This is a genomic window from Pseudomonas sp. OST1909 (assembly GCF_015277575.1).
GTDB lineage: Bacteria > Pseudomonadota > Gammaproteobacteria > Pseudomonadales > Pseudomonadaceae > Aquipseudomonas > Aquipseudomonas synxantha_A.
Window position 1 is genome coordinate 89,063 of sequence record NZ_CP063780.1, and the last position, 17,158, is coordinate 106,220.

Here is a 17,158-nt window from a genome sequence, read left to right on the forward strand (position 1 = left end):
GCGTCAGTGCAATCAGAACCACAGCTTCCTAGCCGTAGCGACCGGTGATGTAGTCTTCGGTCTGCTTCTTCGCCGGATTGGTGAACAGGGTATCGGTATCGCCGAACTCCACCAGCTTGCCCATGTACATGAACGCGGTGTAGTCCGAAACCCGCGCCGCCTGTTGCATGTTGTGGGTCACGATAACGATGGTGAACTTGGACTTGAGCTCGTAGATCAGCTCTTCGACTTTCAGGGTCGAGATCGGGTCGAGCGCCGAGCACGGTTCGTCGAGCAGCAGCACTTCCGGCTCTACGGCGATGGTACGGGCGATCACCAGACGCTGCTGCTGGCCGCCGGACAAACCAAGTGCCGACTCGTGCAGACGGTCCTTGACCTCGTCCCACAACGCGGCGCCCTTGAGAGCCCATTCAACCGCTTCGTCGAGAACGCGCTTCTTGTTGATGCCCTGGATGCGCAGGCCATAGACCACGTTCTCATAAATGGTCTTGGGGAACGGGTTGGGCTTCTGGAACACCATGCCCACCCGGCGTCGCAACTCGGCCACGTCTTCACCCTTGCGGTAAATATTGGTGCCGTAGAGATTGATCGCGCCTTCCACACGGCAACCGTCCACCAGGTCATTCATACGGTTGAAGGTGCGCAGCAATGTCGACTTGCCGCAGCCGGACGGGCCGATAAAGGCGGTCACGCGCTGCTTGGGGATGTTCATGCTGACGTCGAACAGCGCTTGTTTTTCGCCGTAGTACAGGCTCAGGCCCGGGACTTCGATGGCCACGGTTTCCTGGGCCAGGCTCAGGCTCTGTTTGTCGCGACCCAGGGCAGACATGTTGATGCCGTGAGGTTGGTTTTCGTGTTGCATGGGATGCTCCCTGTGCTACCAATTCGTTTCGTTGAACCGCCGGGGCGGCTTACTCAAATTCTGTGTCTGTGGGAGCTGGCTTGCCTGCGATGGCATCACTGCGGTCTGACTGATACACCGCGTCGTCTGCATCGCAGGCAAGCCAGCTCCCACATTGGACCGTGTCAGCTATCCAGCGCCTTGTATTTTTCGCGCAGGTGGTTACGAATCCACACCGCCGACAGGTTGAGCGTGGCGATCACCAGCACCAGCAGCAACGCGGTGGCGTACACCAGCGGCCGTGCGGCTTCGACGTTGGGGCTCTGGAAGCCGACGTCATAAATATGGAAGCCCAGGTGCATGATCTTCTGGTCCAGGTGCAGGTACGGATAGTTGCCGTCCAGCGGCAGCGACGGCGCCAGCTTCACTACCCCCACCAGCATCAGCGGCGCCACTTCGCCGGCGGCGCGGGCCACGGCGAGGATCATGCCGGTCATCATGGCCGGGCTGGCCATCGGCAGCACGATCTTCCATAGCGTTTCCGCCTTGGTCGCGCCCAGTGCCAGGGAGCCTTCACGCACCGTGCGAGGGATCCGCGCAAGGCCTTCTTCGGTGGCCACGATCACCACCGGCACCGCCAGTAGCGCCAGGGTCAGAGAGGCCCAGAGCAGGCCCGGAGTACCGAAGGTCGGCGCCGGCAAGGCTTCGGCGAAGAACAGGCGGTCAACCGAACCACCCAGTACATAGACGAAGAAGCCCAGGCCGAATACGCCGTAGACGATGGCCGGTACGCCCGCCAGGTTGTTCACGGCGATACGGATGATCCGCGTCAGGGTGTTCTGCTTGGCGTACTCACGCAGGTACACCGCCGCCAGCACGCCAAACGGGGTGACGATCATCGCCATGATCAGGGTCATCATCACGGTGCCGAAGATGGCCGGGAAGATCCCGCCTTCGGTGTTGGCTTCCCGTGGGTCATCGCTGAGAAACTCCCAGACCTTGCTGAAGTAGAAGCCGATCTTGGTCAGGGTGCCCATGGCGTTCGGCTGGTAGGCGTGCACCACTTTGCCGATGCCGATTTCCACTTCCTTGCCGTTGCCGTCGCGGGCGGTCAGGGCATCGCGGTTGAACTGGGCGTGCAGGTCGGCCAGGCGCGCTTCGATATCTTGATAGCGGGCGTTGAGTTCGGCGCGGTCGGCGTCCATATCGGCCTGGGCGGCGGCATCGAGCTTGCCTTCCAGTTCCAGTTTGCGCCCGTGCAGGCGGATGCGTTCCAGGCCGGCGTTGATCGCACCGATATCGGTTTTTTCCAGGGTCTTGAGCTGGGCGGCGAGCTTGTTGACACGGTCCACGCGAGCTTGCAGCTCTGGCCATGCGGCCTCGCCTTCAGCGATGACCTTGCCGTCCTGCTTGACGTTGACCAGGGTGCCGTAGAAGTTGCCCCACTCACGACGCTCAATGGTCATCAGGTTGGCCGGCTTGGTCTGGTCCTTCAACCATTCGCCGACGATCCAGGTGAAGTCGTTGCCGTTCAAGTCGCGGTTGCCGACCTTGATCAGCTCGCGGGTCATGAATTCCGGGCCCTGGTCCGGCACCGGCAGGCCCGCGCTCTTGAGGCGCTCACGCGGCACTTCTTCTTTCTGTACCACTTCGCCGATGACGATATGGTTGGCCTGGCTCGGCACGTTGTAGTTGGCCTGGATCAGGTCGGCCGGCCAGAAGTGGCCCAGACCACGCACGGCAATCACAGCCAGCAAACCAATGGTCATGATGACCGCGATGGACACCGCGCCACCGCTGATCCAGACGCCTGGGGCGCCGCTCTTGAACCATCCATTCAGGGAGTTCTGTTTCACAGACTTCTACCTTTCTTAAAGCGACGAGTATTTCTTGCGCAGACGCTGACGAATCAGCTCGGCGAGGGTGTTCATGATGAACGTGAACAACAGCAGCACCAGCGCCGAGAGGAACAGCACGCGGTAGTGGCTGCCACCGACTTCCGACTCGGGCATTTCCACCGCGACGTTGGCCGCCAGGGTGCGCAGGCCCTCGAACAGGTTCATCTCCATCACCGGGGTGTTACCGGTGGCCATCAGCACGATCATGGTTTCACCCACGGCACGGCCCATGCCGATCATCAGCGCCGAGAAAATCCCCGGGCTGGCGGTCAGGATCACCACGCGGGTCATGGTCTGCCACGGCGTGGCGCCCAGGGCCAGGGAGCCCAGGGTCAGGCCGCGGGGTACGCTGAACACGGCGTCTTCGGCGATCGAGTAGATGTTCGGGATCACCGCAAAACCCATGGCCAGGCCAACCACCAGGGCGTTGCGCTGGTCGTAGGTGATCCCCAGGTCATGGGAGATCCACATGCGCATGTCGCCGCCAAAGAACCAGGTTTCCAGGTACGGGCTCATGTACAGCGAGAGCCAGCCCACGAACAGGATCACCGGGATCAGGATCGCGCTTTCCCAGCCGTCCGGCACCCGCAGGCGAATCGATTCGGGCAAGCGGCTGAAGACAAAACCGGCGACCAGGATGCCGATCGGCAACAGCATCAGCAGGCTGAAAATCCCCGGTAGATGCCCTTCCACGTACGGCGCCAGGAACAGGCCGGCGAAGAAGCCGAGGATCACCGTCGGCATGGCTTCCATCAGTTCGATCACTGGCTTGACCTTGCGGCGCAGGCTCGGGGCCATGAAGTACGCGGTGTAGATCGCGGCGGCAACCGCCAGTGGCGCGGCCAGCAGCATGGCGTAGAACGCAGCCTTCAACGTGCCGAAGGTCAGCGGGGCCAGGCTCATCTTGGGTTCGAAGTCGGTGTTGGCGGCGGTGGACTGCCAGACGTATTTAGGCTCGTCGTAGTTCTCGTACCAGACCTTGCTCCACAACGCGCTCCACGAGACTTCCGGGTGCGGGTTGTCGAGCAGCAACGGTTGCAGCTTGTCGCCGGCCTCGACGATCACACGGTTGGCCCGTGGCGACATGCCGAATAGGCCCTGGCCGTCGACCACCGGGTCCACCAGCAGGGTACGGTGGGCGGTGCTGTGGAACACGCCGAACTTACCCGAGGCGTCGAGCGCGGTGAAACCTTTGCGGCGCTCTTCAGCACTGATTTCGACAATGGGCGCAGTGCCCATCTGGAAGGTGCGGATCTGTTTCAGGCGTTGCTCGCCATCCGGGTCGCGGGCCATGAACCACTGGGCCAGGCCGCCCTTGGAGTTGCCGACGATCAGCGAGATACCGCCCACCAACTGAGTGCTGGCGGTGACTTCGGCTGCGCCGTCTTCCAGAAGTTTGTAGCGACCGTTGAGGCTGTTGTCGCGCAGGCTGAACACGTCGGCCAGGGCGCGACCGTTGATCACATACAGCCACTGCTGGCGTGGGTCGACGAAGATGGCTTTCACCGGTTCGGTCATCTGCGGCAGCTCGATGCGCTTCTGCTCGCTGGTGACTTCACCGGTCATCATGTTTTCTTCGCGGCTCAACGACAGCACGTTCAGGTACGAACCCGCCGAACCGGCCACCACCAGGGTGGAGTCAGTGGCGTTGAGGGCGACATGCTCCAGTGGGCGACCGGCCTCATCCAACACGATCGGCGTTTCGCCGTAAGGGTATTCAATCGCTGGGGTGATGGTCTTCTTGCCGTCCGGGTACGACACTTTATAGGTGTGGCGGAACACCAGGGACTGGCCATTGGACAAACCAAGGATAACCAGCGGGCTGCCCGGCTGGTCTTCACCAATAGAAGCAACGCTGGCACCGGCCGGAAGCGGCAGGTCGACACGCTTGAGCTCTGCACCGCTATCCACTGCAAAGAACAGCGCTTGGCCCTTGTCGGAAACCCGCATGGCAACCTGGTTCTGTTCTTCAAGGGAGATCATCAACGGCTTGCCGGCGTCCTGCATCCAGGCGGGTGTCAGCGCGTCTTCCCTGGTCAACGAGGCGCCCTGGAACAGAGGTGCAACGACGTAGGCGAGGAAGAAGAAGATCAGGGTGATGGCGCCGAGGACGGCGAGGCCACCAACCAGCACATACCAGCGGGTCAGGCGATCCTTGAACGCGCGAATGCGGCGCTTGCGTTGCAGCTCAGGCGTATTGAAATCAATGCGCTTGGGGGGAGAAGTTGTCGTCATGGTGGAATTGGCCAGATCATTCATGCGCACACCCTAGCGATCCTGTATGACAGAAAGATGACAGTGCAGTGACGCAACAAATCCGCCGCGAAGCAAAGCTGGCAGCGGACTTAAAATTAGGGATGTAACCGGGCTTTGTGTGGGAGCGGGCTCCCACACGGGCCCGGTATTACACCGGGTATCGCAGGCTTAGTTGCCTTCTTTCAGACCCAGCTCAGCCAAGGCCTTGGCGGCCACTTTGGCAGGCAGTGGGATGTAGCCGTCCTTGACGACAACTTCCTGGCCCTGCTTGGACAGCACCAGTTTCACAAACTCGGCTTCCAGCGGGGCCAGCGGCTTGTTCGGGGCTTTGTTGACATACACGTAGAGGAAGCGCGACAGCGGGTATTTGCCGTTCAGGGCGTTTTCTTCGCTGTCTTCGATGAAGTCAGTGCTGCCTTTCTTGGCCAGGGCCACGGTCTTCACGCTGGCGGTCTTGTAGCCGATGCCCGAGTAACCGATGCCGTTGAGCGAGGAGCTGATCGACTGCACCACTGAAGCCGAGCCAGGTTGTTCGTTGACGTTAGGCTTGTAGTCGCCTTTGCACAGGGCTTCTTCCTTGAAGTAGCCGTAGGTGCCGGATACCGAGTTGCGACCGAACAATTGCACTGGCTTGTTGGCCAGGTCGCCGGTCACACCCAGGTCGCCCCAGGTTTTAACGTCAGCTTTGGCGCCGCACAGGCGAGTCGAGGAGAAGATCGCGTCGACTTGCTCCATGGTCAGGTGCTGGATCGGGTTGTCCTTGTGCACGAACACCGCCAGGGCGTCCACGGCAACCGGGATAGCGGTTGGCTTGTAGCCGTACTTCTGCTCGAAGGCCGCCAGTTCGGTGTCCTTCATCTTGCGGCTCATCGGGCCCAGGTTGGAGGTGCCTTCAGTCAGCGCAGGTGGCGCGGTGGCGGAACCGGCAGCTTGAATCTGGATGTTGACGTTCGGGTATTCCTTCTTGTAACCCTCGGCCCACAGGGTCATCAGGTTAGCCAGGGTATCGGAGCCGACGCTGGACAGGTTGCCCGACACACCAGTGGTCTTGACGTACGCCGGGATTGCCGGATCAACACCAGCGGCCACCGCGTTGGCGGTCGCAACGCCAGCAGCGACAAAAGTCATTGCCGCCATCAAACGTTTCAGTTTCATGCCTTGCTCCTAGCAGATAGGGATAATTGGATCGGGGCCAAGTATCGAGAGGCCGTGTGAACACTCTATGTCTGCAATGTGACAATTAGATGAAAGGCCACTATCGGGAAGCAAAGGTATGCGAAGTCAAAAACGGAACACACACTCTCTTGTGGCGAGGGAGCCTGCTCCCTCACCACAGTAGATCAGGCTGGCGTTAGCGGCCGCGTTTCCACAGATACCCACCCACCAACATCCCCATCACACACAGGACGGCCACATAGTAAGCCGGGCCCATCGGGCTCTCCTTCATCAGCAGCGACACCGCCAATGGCGTCAACCCGCCGAACACGGCATAAGCAACGTTGTAGGAGAACGACAGGCCGCTGAAACGCACCACCGGCGGGAACGCCTTGACCATCACGTAGGGCACTACACCGATGGTGCCCACGAACAAACCGGTCAATGCGTACAACGGAAACAGCCAGTCCGGGTGGGCCATCAGGCTGTGATACAGCGTCCAGGAGGTCGCCAGCAGCAGTGCGCAACCGGTGACCAGCACGCGACCGGCGCCAAAACGGTCGGCCAGGGCACCCGAGGCGATGCAACCCAGGCTCAGGGTCACGATGGCCAGGCTGTTGGCTTGCAGTGCCACCGTGGGGCTGAAGTGGTAGACGGTTTGCAGCACGGTCGGCGTCATCAGGATAACCACCACGACGCCGGCGGACAGCAGCCAGGTGAGCAACATCGACAACACAATGGCGCCACGGTGGTCACGCAGCACTGCGCGCAACGGCAGCTCGGCAGCCAGGGTCTTGCGTTGCTGCATCTCAGCGAAGATCGGTGTTTCATGCAGCCAGCGGCGCAGATACACCGACAACAGACCGAATACACCACCAAGCAGGAATGGGATCCGCCAGGCGTAATCGGAGACCTGCTCCGGGGTATAGGCCGTATTGATCGCAGTAGCTACCAGCGAGCCGAGCAGAATACCGGCGGTGAGGCCGCTGGTCAGGGTGCCGCAGGCGTAGCCGATGTGGCGCGGCGGAACGTGCTCGGAGACGAACACCCAGGCGCCCGGTACTTCGCCGCCAATCGCCGCCCCCTGGATGACGCGCATCAGCAGCAGCAAGAGCGGCGCCCACAGGCCAATCTGCGCGTAAGTCGGCAGCAAGCCCATGATCAGGGTCGGCACGGCCATCATGAAGATGCTCAGGGTGAACATCTTCTTGCGCCCCAGCAGGTCGCCGAAGTGCGCCATGATGATGCCGCCCAAGGGGCGGGCCAGGTAGCCGGCGGCGAAGATGCCGAAGGTCTGCATCATGCGCAGCCATTCGGGCATGTCGACGGGGAAGAACAGTTTCCCGACCACGGTGGCGAAAAACACAAAGATGATGAAGTCGTAGAACTCCAGCGCCCCGCCCAAGGCAGACAGCGACAGGGTTTTGTAGTCGTTGCGGGTCAGCGGGCGCGAGGGCTGCGCACTGCTTGCGGGCACGGAGGACATGGCAAGGCTTCTCTTATAGTAATCATCGTAAAGGACTGCACGCCCGTGACTTGCGGCGGGTTTGGCAAGATAGCAAATCGCCTGAAAAAGCACAGCGCCAGGAACACAGTTGCGCGCAAAAGCCCCGATACAGCGTCTATTTACCGACCAAATGAGCGTCCGGAGGTCGTCGTGGCGCCAGGGTCTCGATATACTCGCCAGTGCAAGCGCCAGACCCGCTGTCTTGAGGGGCTGCTGTGCCAAAACGTTGTTGGGTACCATCCAGCCGATTTGGCAGAGTTTCCCTTTAGTTCGCCTTACGAGAAACGCATCGAGCGGTGTATGTTGGTGCTGAAACGTTTTTCCAGAAGACGGCTATCCACTTCAAATACCCATGAAGCGTCACGGGTCAGAGGCACCCTCGGCATGATCGAACTCGAACAAGAAGATCCTATCCCGCAAGGCGATCTCGCCCTGCAAATCACTGCACTGCCGCGTGAAACCAATGGTTTTGGCGATATCTTCGGCGGCTGGCTGGTCGCGCAGATGGACCTGGCAGGCACGGCAATGGCCAGCAAGGTCGCCGGCGGGCGCGTAGCCACCGTCGCCATTGATCGCATGGCCTTCCTGGTACCGGTAGCCGTGGGTGCACAGCTTTCCTTCTATACCCAGGCTCTGGAAATTGGTCGCAGCTCGATCCAGATGATGGTCGAAGTGTGGAGCGATGACCCGCTGTCCAGCGAATGGCGCAAGGTCACCGAGGCGGTATTTGTGTTCGTCGCCATCGACGGCAGCGGTCGCACCCGTTCGGTACCGTCACGGGCGCGTTAAACCTCGCCGGGTTTTAACGGTCAATTGCCCCATTGCCTGCCACTTGAGAGAGCTTTGTTATGCCTACGCCCCACGTTGAGACGATGAAAATCGACGAGCTGGACTGCTGGCGCATCCGCCACAACGGCGCCGAGCTGATGGTGGCCCAACAGGGTGCGCATATCTTCAGTTACCAGCGCGAGGGCGAACAGCCACTGATCTGGCCGAACCCTGCGGCGGTGTTCAAGCGGGGCAAAGGCATCCGTACCGGCGTGCCGGTGTGCTGGCCGTGGTTTGGTGTTTTCGACCGTAACCCGCAGAGTGTAAAAGCCATGCGCCAAAGCGATCAGCCTGCCGGCGCCCACGGCTTTGTGCGCACCGCGCTCTGGGAGTTGGCCGGGACGGCAATCGAAGGTGAAGCCCTGCGTATCGAGCTGGTGCTGCCGACTCCTGCGAACGGCTTCCCCGGCTGGCCCCATAAGGTCGACTTGAAGTTGAGCCTGCTGCTGGACGACCAACTGCATATCCGCCTCACCAGCCACAACCGCGGCACCGACACCGTGACCTTCAGCCAGGCACTGCACACCTACTTCGCTGTGAGCGACGTGCGCAACGTGCAGGTCGAGGGGGTGGATGGCTTGGCCTATATCGATACTGCTGATGGGTGGACCGAGAAGCAGCAAGCCGGGCTGCTGCACTTCACTGGCGAAACCGATCGCATCTACCTGGATACACCGGCGCAGTTGAGCATTGTCGATAAAGACTGGCAGCGCCGCGTCCAACTCACCAGCGAAGGCTCGAAGTCCACTGTGATCTGGAACCCCTGGACCGAACGGGCCAAGGCACTTGATGACATGGCTGACGATGGCTGGCAGGGCATGTTGTGCATCGAGACGGCGAATGTGCTGGATGATGTGGTAAGCCTGGCGGCCGGTGAAAGCCACACTCTGGGCGTGAGCATCACCAGTATCACCTTGTAAACCCAATCAAATGTGGGAGGGAGCAAGCCCCCTCCCACATTGGTTATGTGTTGGGCTTTAGAGATCGGACTCCTTCACCACCCGCACCTTCCCCGCCTCCAGCGCATACGCTGCATCCGCCAAGTCGTTATTGACCTTCTCCACCTTCAACGTGCCCGTGACCCATAGCGGCGTGTAGATATCATCCAGCTTCAACCCCTTGGGATACCGCACCAGCACCAGTTGGTTAGGCGGCGGTGGCGGCACATGGATGCAGGCGCCCGGATACGGCACCAGGAAGAACAGCGTGCTGCGGCCTTTGGCATCGGTTTCCAATGGCACCGGATACCCACCAATGCGGATATTCTTGCCGTTCATGGCCGCCACGGTCTTGGTGGAATACATCACCGCAGGCAGGCCCTTGCTCTGCTTCAAGCCACCCTTTTCGGTGAACGTGCCTTGGGCTTCGGGGGAGTTATGGTCGATCTCGGGCATGGCTTCGAGGGCTTTCTGGTCCGAAAGCGGCATCAGGTCGAGCCAGTCGGTTTCCGGCAGTTCGCCAGCGTGCGCCAGGCCAGAGCCCAGCAGGAGGAGAGTCAAGAATAGACGGCGCATGGAGAGGCTCTGCAAATACAAGTGCCGAGCATTCTAGCCCTCTGCGCCTGCGCAGCGCAGAGGACTTTGTCGGCTGATTACTTCTTTTTGATCAGGCCGTAGATCACCAGCAACACGATGGCACCTACCAGCGCGCCGATGAAGCCCGCGCCCTGGCCTGCCTGGTAGATCCCCAGGGCCTGACCGCCGTAGGTGGCCGCCAGCGAACCTGCGATACCCAGCAGGATGGTCATGATCCAGCCCATGCTGTCGTCGCCAGGCTTGAGGAAGCGCGCCAGCAGGCCGACGATCAAGCCGATAAAAATGGTTCCGATGATACCCATGGCATTTCCCTCTGATTGGTATGAGTCATGCCAAAGCCTAGTCAGGCTTTGGCATCCTGCAATCAGAGAGACGGCGAGCCCCAATGGTTCCCGCCGTGGCCAGGCTTATTGTTCGGCGATCAACGCCTCAACCTTGAGAATCTGCGCTTGCAGCGTCGCACGATCCTTGCAGCGCAGGTTGGCGTGGCCGACTTTGCGTCCGGCCTTGAACGCCTTGCCGTAGTGATGCAGGTGGCAATCATCGATGGCAATCACCCGCTCAACCGGCGGTACCACGCCGATGAAGTTGAGCATGGCGCTCTCGCCGACCTTGGCCGTGGAGCCCAACGGCAAGCCCGCCACGGCCCGCAGGTGGTTTTCGAACTGGCTGCATTCGGCGCCTTCAGTGGTCCAGTGCCCGGAGTTGTGCACACGCGGGGCGATTTCGTTGGCCTTGAGGCCACCGTCGACTTCAAAGAACTCGAACGCCATCACGCCAACGTAATCCAACTGCTTGAGCACACGGCTGGAATAATCTTCGGCCAGGACCTGCAGCGGATGGTCAGTACTGGCTACCGACACTTTCAAAATACCGTTGACGTGGGTGTTGTGCACCAACGGATAGAAGCGGGTTTCGCCATCACGGGCGCGTACGGCGATCAGCGAGACTTCGCCGGTGAACGGCACGAAGCCTTCCAGCAGACAGGCAACGCTTCCCAGCTCGGCAAAGGTACCGACCACATCGGCCGCGGTGCGCAGGACTTTCTGACCCTTGCCGTCGTAACCCAGGGTGCGGGTTTTCAACACCGCAGGCAGGCCGATGCTGGCGACGGCCGCATCCAGATCTGCCTGGGACTGGATATCGGCGAAGGCCGGTGTCGGGATGCCCAGCTCCTTGAACATGCTTTTTTCGAACCAGCGGTCGCGAGCGATGCGCAGGGCTTCGGCGCTCGGGTACACAGGCACGAACTGGGACAGGAAGGCCACGGTTTCGGCCGGGACGCTTTCGAATTCGAAGGTCACCAGGTCGACTTCATCGGCCAGTTGGCGCAGGTGGTCCGGGTCGCTGTAGTCAGCACGCAGGTGTTCACCCAGGGCTGCGGCGCAGGCGTCCGGCGCAGGGTCCAGGAAGGCGAAGTTCATGCCCAGCGGCGTACCCGCCAGGGCCAGCATACGGCCCAATTGGCCGCCACCGATTACTCCGATTTTCATCAATAACAACCTCAGGCGATGCGTGGGTCTGGATTGTCCAGCACGCTGTCTGTCTGCTCAGCACGGAATTTTTTCAGCACCGCATGAAACTGCGGGTGCTTGGCGCCCAGGATGCTGGCCGACAGCAAGGCTGCGTTGATCGCACCGGCCTTGCCGATCGCCAGGGTTGCCACCGGAATGCCAGCCGGCATCTGCACGATGGACAACAGCGAATCCACGCCCGAGAGCATTGACGACTGCACCGGCACGCCCAGGACAGGCAGGTGGGTCTTGGCCGCACACATGCCTGGCAGGTGCGCCGCACCGCCGGCACCGGCGATGATCACCTCGATGCCACGGGATTCTGCTTCATCGGCATACTGGAACAGCAAATCCGGGGTGCGGTGGGCAGAGACCACCTTCACTTCATACGGAATGCCGAGTTTTTCCAGCATATCGGCGGTGTGGCTAAGGGTGGACCAATCGGACTTGGAGCCCATGATCACGCCAACCAATGCACTCATCGTCGTGCCTCTTCTCTCTGGGCGCCCGCAGGCGCGTCAAAAAACAACAAGCCACGCGGGAAATCCGGCGTGGCTTGGTGTACGAATTAAGGCCGGTTGGACCGGCCGAAGGCCGCGCAGTATACCGTAATAATCCAGATAAACAGCCCCTGAGATGACCATCTGTCTTACACGGTTAAAACACACCGTCTTGTCTTGCGGGTCAACAAACCGAGCCCCCTCTACAAGCAAAACATCTTCGCCTCCTTTTTGATTTTTATTCGGTAAACGGTAGACGGTTACGACAACCTCTGATGCTTAATCGTCAAGACACCTTATAACGAGAACTTTATTCTATTAACGGTTTTATAAAACCCTTTAAATAGAATGTTAAGGATAACAAGTATGACGCTCCCTACCCCTGACCAGCCATCGGCTGAAAGCATCATAACGATGGAAATGCCCTTGCCGGCATTTATATTGCGCAGGTTTAACGAAAACGTAAGAGACACACTGGCTGATTTCCCCGACTTCATAACGAGTGCATTCGCATTACTGAACCAAGCCCTCGAACCATTCTTGCATGAGGCCACGCTCGATGAGATTGTCTTCCTCACCTCGCAAGCGTTCTCAGACAATGCGCCAATACCGAGCGAAAATAAACTGATCGCTATTATCCATTCAATACTATTCTTCGATTCGGCACCGACAAGCTACAACAGTGACTGCGTTTTTCTCAGCACAGGAGGCCCCAGGCCACATCTGCTATCAATCGACTATCAAACTGTAATCCACGCAGTCCTGTTTAAACTCAAGGGCATCAACTATTACCTGGATCTGGTCGATAACTTCTGGACCGCCCCTCATAAAGCATTGCCACTCACCAACAAAGACTATGTCGCCAACGCCATGGCCGTCCAATTACAGTGCGCCAGAAGCGTGAGAACAGCGGATAGCTCTCTTAACCTGGAAAGTGCTTCTTTACTTTTACGCCTTGCAGATTTAAACATCGTACCCGCGGTGTGCTTCTATAAGATATCGCTTACACTACCAGCGTCAGAATCCCAGCCTGACATTCCGCTCACCGGCGCCTTTTTGATCACACTGAAACCTGAAAACCACATCGGTGACAAGAATCCCTGCGTGCTGTATATGCCCCGAATGAAAATACAGCAATTTGATTCTGTTGCCATGGTAAAGGCCTATCTGGCTATTTATCTTATCAATCCGCAGATAGAAAAAAACCCACTATTCCCGTGCATCGCCTTCAGTCAACGCGCTGCCACTCATCGCTTGATCACTCAAAGGAAATTGGATGAGCAGAACATTCGCCTGGCCAGCTTTTCAACGGATCAATTATTCTTCAGTGACTACATCCAGGGGCTGATCGACCAACAAAAACAGAATCTCATCCATATGTGGTCAGTGGCGGATCACCCGCCCATCCCGCCCGAACACTTGCAGAACACCCTTCGTCGTTATTGGATAAATCACCGAGATTTCGATTTTTTCGGCGAGTGTCTGAAGAACCATGCGCTTCCTGCATTGGAGGCCTGGAAAAAAAACCAAATAACCGCAGGAGCACCAGAGAATAATCAACCCGCTAACGTACCGGAGACGCCTCCTAGCGCAATCGCAGAAAACGAGAAAAAGCCATTACGACCGATAAAACTTCACATCATTCTTCATCAGGATCTTGAATTTAACACCTGGCAATTTTTATCGGACCTTTATTTTAAATGGTCACTCAAAACATACACCTTTGCCTCAATAAAAGAATATTATTTTTCTTGGGTGATTGATGAAATTGAACAATTATCAGGTCGCACTGTTGAACTCATAGAAATAAAAAAAGAGTCCGCACCCGAACTGTATAAGTTCAAATACCACTCGGACACCACTCTCGACGCCAGCACCCGATGGGTGAATGCGGTGACTGAATATTTAAATAAAACATCGCAAACCACGTCCCCCCTTGACAAGTTCATCCTGCTCACTCGCCATATCCCGGTCCCAAGTGAGGCACGGGGGTTCGTCAATGAAATTGGAGGTCAATTTGCAATCGCGACGCTCCAAAACTACCGAACGGCCGCACATGAAGTAGGGCACATGCTGGGTGCGGAGCATGACGCAGGAGAGATCATCTACAATGGCTGGTGGAACGAAACAACCATGCACGTAAATGACGAATTCTCAGTTTTGCGCCTCAATGCCTATCGATTTAGCGACAGAAACAGAGAAACCATCAAAACCTACCTTGGCCAGTTCGATTGATTGATCGCCGCTGCCCATCCAAATAAAGGTGAAGGTCCAACCCCGCGGCCTTCATCTTTTTCAACCTCCAGGACTCGCCGCCCCACCCTCCAACTTGCGCCACAGCAACCGCACGTTCGCCTTGCGCACCAACGCGCAGCGATACAGACGAATCTCCAGCGGCACATGCCATTGCGGGCCGCCGCACACCACCAGTTCGCCACGCGCCAGTTCGGCACGCACACTCAACTGCGGCACCCAGGCAATCCCCAAGCCTTCCAGCGCCATGCTTTTGAGGCTGTCAGCCATGGCGGTTTCGTACACGGTGGTAAAACGCAGGGCGCGTTGGCGGAGCAACAGGTTCACCGAACGCCCCAGGAACGCACCAGCACTGTAGGCCAGCAACGGCACACTGCCCTCACCTTCCAGATCGAACAGCGGTTTGCCATCGGCATCGGCGGCGCACACCGGGAGCATCTCGGTGTTGCCCAGATGCAGCGACGGGAAGATTTCCGCGTCCATCTGCATCGCCGCGTCCGGATCGTAGAACGCCAGCATCAGGTCACAGCCGCCTTCACGCAGGGCGTGCACCGCATCGCCGACGTTGGTGGCGACCAGTCGGGTGGCGATGTTCAAACCCTCGTTGCGCAGTTGCGCGATCCAGCGCGGGAAGAAGCCCAGTGCCAGGGAGTGGGCGGCAGCCACTTGCATGACTTCACCCTGCCCGCCTTCCAGGTGATGCAAATGCCGCAGTACTTCACCGAGCTGTTCGACCACGGTGCGCGCCGTCACCAGGAACAACTGCCCCGCCGCTGTCAGCTCCACGGGCGTGCGCGAGCGGTTGACCAGGGTCAGGCCCAACGCGGCTTCCAGGCTGCGGATACGCCGGCTGAACGCCGGCTGGGTCACAAAGCGCCGTTCCGCAGCCTGGGAAAAGCTGCGGGTCGCCGCCAGGGCGCTGAAGTCTTCCAGCCATTTGCTTTCAAGGTTCATCATTGCCTCCCACGCCGAATGCACCATTTTGGCACACACGCCCGCCATCATGGCTGGGTCACATCCACATTATGCCGTTTGTGCATAGCCCAGTGTTTAACAGCATTGGCCCAAAAACTTCTACAAGCCTAGCATTCGCAGCGTTCCGGCCAGTTCCGGGTCCATATCGAGATGATTTCCGTCATGTCCTCTGCTGCATCTTTCCGTACAGAAAAAGACCTGCTTGGCGTACTCGAAGTACCTGCTCAAGCGTATTACGGCATCCAGACCCTGCGAGCGGTGAACAACTTCCGCCTCTCGGGCGTTCCGATTTCGCATTACCCGAAATTGGTGGTCGGCCTGGCAATGGTCAAGCAAGCAGCAGCTGACGCCAACCGCGAATTGGGCCAGCTCAGCGAAGCCAAGCACGCTGCCATCAGCGAAGCCTGTGCCCGCCTGATCCGCGGCGATTTCCACGAAGAGTTCGTGGTGGACATGATTCAAGGCGGCGCTGGCACTTCAACCAACATGAATGCCAACGAAGTCATCGCCAACATCGCGCTGGAGGCCATGGGCCATCAGAAAGGCGAATACCAATACCTGCACCCCAACAACGACGTGAACATGGCGCAGTCGACCAACGACGCCTACCCGACCGCGATCCGCTTGGGTCTGCTGCTGGGCCATGACGCGCTGCTGGCCAGCCTCGACAGCCTGATCCAGGCGTTCGCCGCCAAAGGCGCCGAGTTCAGCCATGTACTGAAAATGGGCCGCACCCAATTGCAAGACGCCGTGCCGATGACCCTCGGCCAGGAATTCCGCGCCTTCGCCACCACCTTGGGTGAAGACCTGGCGCGCCTGAAGACCCTGGCGCCGGAGCTGCTCACCGAAGTGAACCTGGGCGGCACCGCCATCGGCACCGGCATCAACGCCGACCCACGCTACCAGGCCCTGGCCGTCCAACGCCTGGCCACCATCAGCGGCCAGCCGCTGGTACCGGCGGCTGACCTGATCGAAGCCACCTCCGACATGGGCGCCTTCGTGCTGTTCTCGGGCATGCTCAAGCGTACCGCGGTGAAGCTGTCGAAGATCTGCAACGACTTGCGCTTGCTGTCCAGCGGCCCACGCACCGGCATCAATGAGATCAACCTGCCGGCGCGCCAGCCAGGCAGCTCGATCATGCCCGGCAAGGTCAACCCGGTGATTCCGGAAGCCGTTAACCAGGTGGCATTCCAGGTCATCGGCAACGACCTGGCCCTGACCATGGCAGCCGAAGGCGGCCAACTGCAACTGAACGTGATGGAGCCGCTGATCGCCTTCAAGATCTTCGACTCGATCCGCCTGCTGCAACGCGCCATGGACATGCTGCGCGAGCATTGCATCGTCGGCATCACCGCCAACGAAGCACGCTGCCGCGAACTGGTGGAGCACTCCATCGGCCTGGTCACCGCGCTGAACCCCTACATCGGCTATGAAAACGCCACCCGCATCGCGCGTATCGCTCTTGAAAGCGGCCGCGGCGTGCTGGAACTGGTGCGTGAAGAAGGCTTGCTCGACGACGCCATGCTCGACGACATCCTGCGCCCGGAAAACATGATCGCTCCACGCTTGGTCCCGCTGAAGGCCTAAGCGTTTGTTGCACCGCTCACCAGGCTGAGGGACTAGACACCTCTCACCTTTTGAGGGCCTGAAGGCTCGTTCTTCAGGCCCTTTTTTTTGCCTCAAGGTTGTGAAATGAAGCCCATAAAAACTCCAATATCGCCCTGCAAACCCACCTTGCTTGCCACCGCGTGGCTGAAACCTTTAATCAGCCCGTGCAGACGGATCAGTCTCGCCTAGGTATAGTGCCGCCCCTCTCGCGTCTGCGGCCATCGGTAACGAGGCCCGGGTACCACGCGAAACCGCATGAATAACAACACCCGCAAAAGGATGGGGATC

14 protein-coding genes are annotated in these 17,158 nt (G+C 59.2%); 4 read left to right on the forward strand and 10 right to left on the reverse strand.

Features of this window, described 5'->3' with window-relative positions; all coding sequences use genetic code 11:
• Window positions 1–28: 28 nt before the first annotated feature.
• From pstB to IH404_RS00430, 5 genes are all read right to left on the reverse strand, one after another.
• The gene (gene pstB / locus IH404_RS00410; protein ID WP_005792533.1) at window positions 29–862 is read right to left on the reverse strand and encodes a phosphate ABC transporter ATP-binding protein PstB; all 834 of its coding nucleotides are present in this window, start codon (window positions 860–862) and stop codon (window positions 29–31) included.
• Between the two features lie 164 nt (window positions 863–1,026).
• Window positions 1,027–2,697, reverse strand: a complete 1,671-nt coding sequence (gene pstA, locus IH404_RS00415) for a phosphate ABC transporter permease PstA (protein WP_122732691.1) — start codon at window positions 2,695–2,697, stop codon at window positions 1,027–1,029.
• A 15-nt stretch (window positions 2,698–2,712) separates the two neighbouring features.
• Window positions 2,713–4,746: an ABC transporter permease subunit gene (locus IH404_RS00420; protein WP_194440637.1), complete on the reverse strand. Its 2,034-nt coding sequence runs from the start codon at window positions 4,744–4,746 to the stop codon at window positions 2,713–2,715.
• Between the two features lie 417 nt (window positions 4,747–5,163).
• A complete protein-coding gene (locus tag IH404_RS00425; protein WP_005792536.1) occupies window positions 5,164–6,150 on the reverse strand; it encodes a phosphate ABC transporter substrate-binding protein PstS in 987 nt (328 codons plus the stop codon).
• A 196-nt stretch (window positions 6,151–6,346) separates the two neighbouring features.
• Window positions 6,347–7,636: an MFS transporter gene (locus IH404_RS00430; RefSeq protein WP_005792537.1), complete on the reverse strand. Its 1,290-nt coding sequence runs from the start codon at window positions 7,634–7,636 to the stop codon at window positions 6,347–6,349.
• Between the two features lie 405 nt (window positions 7,637–8,041).
• On the opposite strand from IH404_RS00430, the gene IH404_RS00435 reads away from it, so the two are divergent.
• Window positions 8,042–8,446, forward strand: coding sequence for an acyl-CoA thioesterase (locus IH404_RS00435; RefSeq protein WP_003176975.1), 405 nt, complete (start codon window positions 8,042–8,044; stop codon window positions 8,444–8,446).
• Between the two features lie 59 nt (window positions 8,447–8,505).
• On the forward strand, window positions 8,506–9,405 hold the full coding sequence (locus IH404_RS00440) for a D-hexose-6-phosphate mutarotase (protein ID WP_005792538.1): 900 nt from the start codon (window positions 8,506–8,508) through the stop codon (window positions 9,403–9,405).
• A 57-nt stretch (window positions 9,406–9,462) separates the two neighbouring features.
• On the opposite strand, the gene IH404_RS00445 is transcribed toward IH404_RS00440, so the two are convergent.
• From IH404_RS00445 to purE, 4 genes are all read right to left on the reverse strand, one after another.
• The gene (locus tag IH404_RS00445; protein WP_032803754.1) at window positions 9,463–9,999 is read right to left on the reverse strand and encodes a DUF3299 domain-containing protein; all 537 of its coding nucleotides are present in this window, start codon (window positions 9,997–9,999) and stop codon (window positions 9,463–9,465) included.
• A 77-nt stretch (window positions 10,000–10,076) separates the two neighbouring features.
• Window positions 10,077–10,322 carry a GlsB/YeaQ/YmgE family stress response membrane protein gene (locus IH404_RS00450; protein WP_005792540.1) on the reverse strand — a complete coding sequence of 82 codons (246 nt, stop codon included), beginning with the start codon at window positions 10,320–10,322 and terminating at the stop codon, window positions 10,077–10,079.
• A gap of 105 nt (window positions 10,323–10,427) precedes the next feature.
• On the reverse strand, window positions 10,428–11,513 hold the full coding sequence (locus tag IH404_RS00455) for a 5-(carboxyamino)imidazole ribonucleotide synthase (RefSeq protein ID WP_194439609.1): 1,086 nt from the start codon (window positions 11,511–11,513) through the stop codon (window positions 10,428–10,430).
• An 11-nt stretch (window positions 11,514–11,524) separates the two neighbouring features.
• Window positions 11,525–12,016: a 5-(carboxyamino)imidazole ribonucleotide mutase gene (gene purE / locus IH404_RS00460; RefSeq protein WP_003195648.1), complete on the reverse strand. Its 492-nt coding sequence runs from the start codon at window positions 12,014–12,016 to the stop codon at window positions 11,525–11,527.
• Between the two features lie 384 nt (window positions 12,017–12,400).
• Here purE and IH404_RS00465 point away from each other — a divergent pair, with 384 nt between their 5' ends.
• The gene (locus IH404_RS00465) at window positions 12,401–14,269 is read left to right on the forward strand and encodes a hypothetical protein (protein WP_194439611.1); all 1,869 of its coding nucleotides are present in this window, start codon (window positions 12,401–12,403) and stop codon (window positions 14,267–14,269) included.
• Window positions 14,270–14,329: 60 nt separating this feature from the next.
• Here IH404_RS00465 and IH404_RS00470 read toward each other — a convergent pair whose 3' ends face one another.
• Window positions 14,330–15,241: a LysR substrate-binding domain-containing protein gene (locus IH404_RS00470; RefSeq protein WP_005792544.1), complete on the reverse strand. Its 912-nt coding sequence runs from the start codon at window positions 15,239–15,241 to the stop codon at window positions 14,330–14,332.
• 183 nt (window positions 15,242–15,424) lie between these two features.
• Between IH404_RS00470 and aspA the strand changes: the two genes are divergently transcribed.
• Entirely contained in the window at window positions 15,425–16,849 is a 1,425-nt protein-coding gene (gene aspA, locus IH404_RS00475; protein WP_003195657.1) for an aspartate ammonia-lyase, read from the forward strand.
• The last annotated feature ends 309 nt before the right edge of the window (window positions 16,850–17,158 follow it).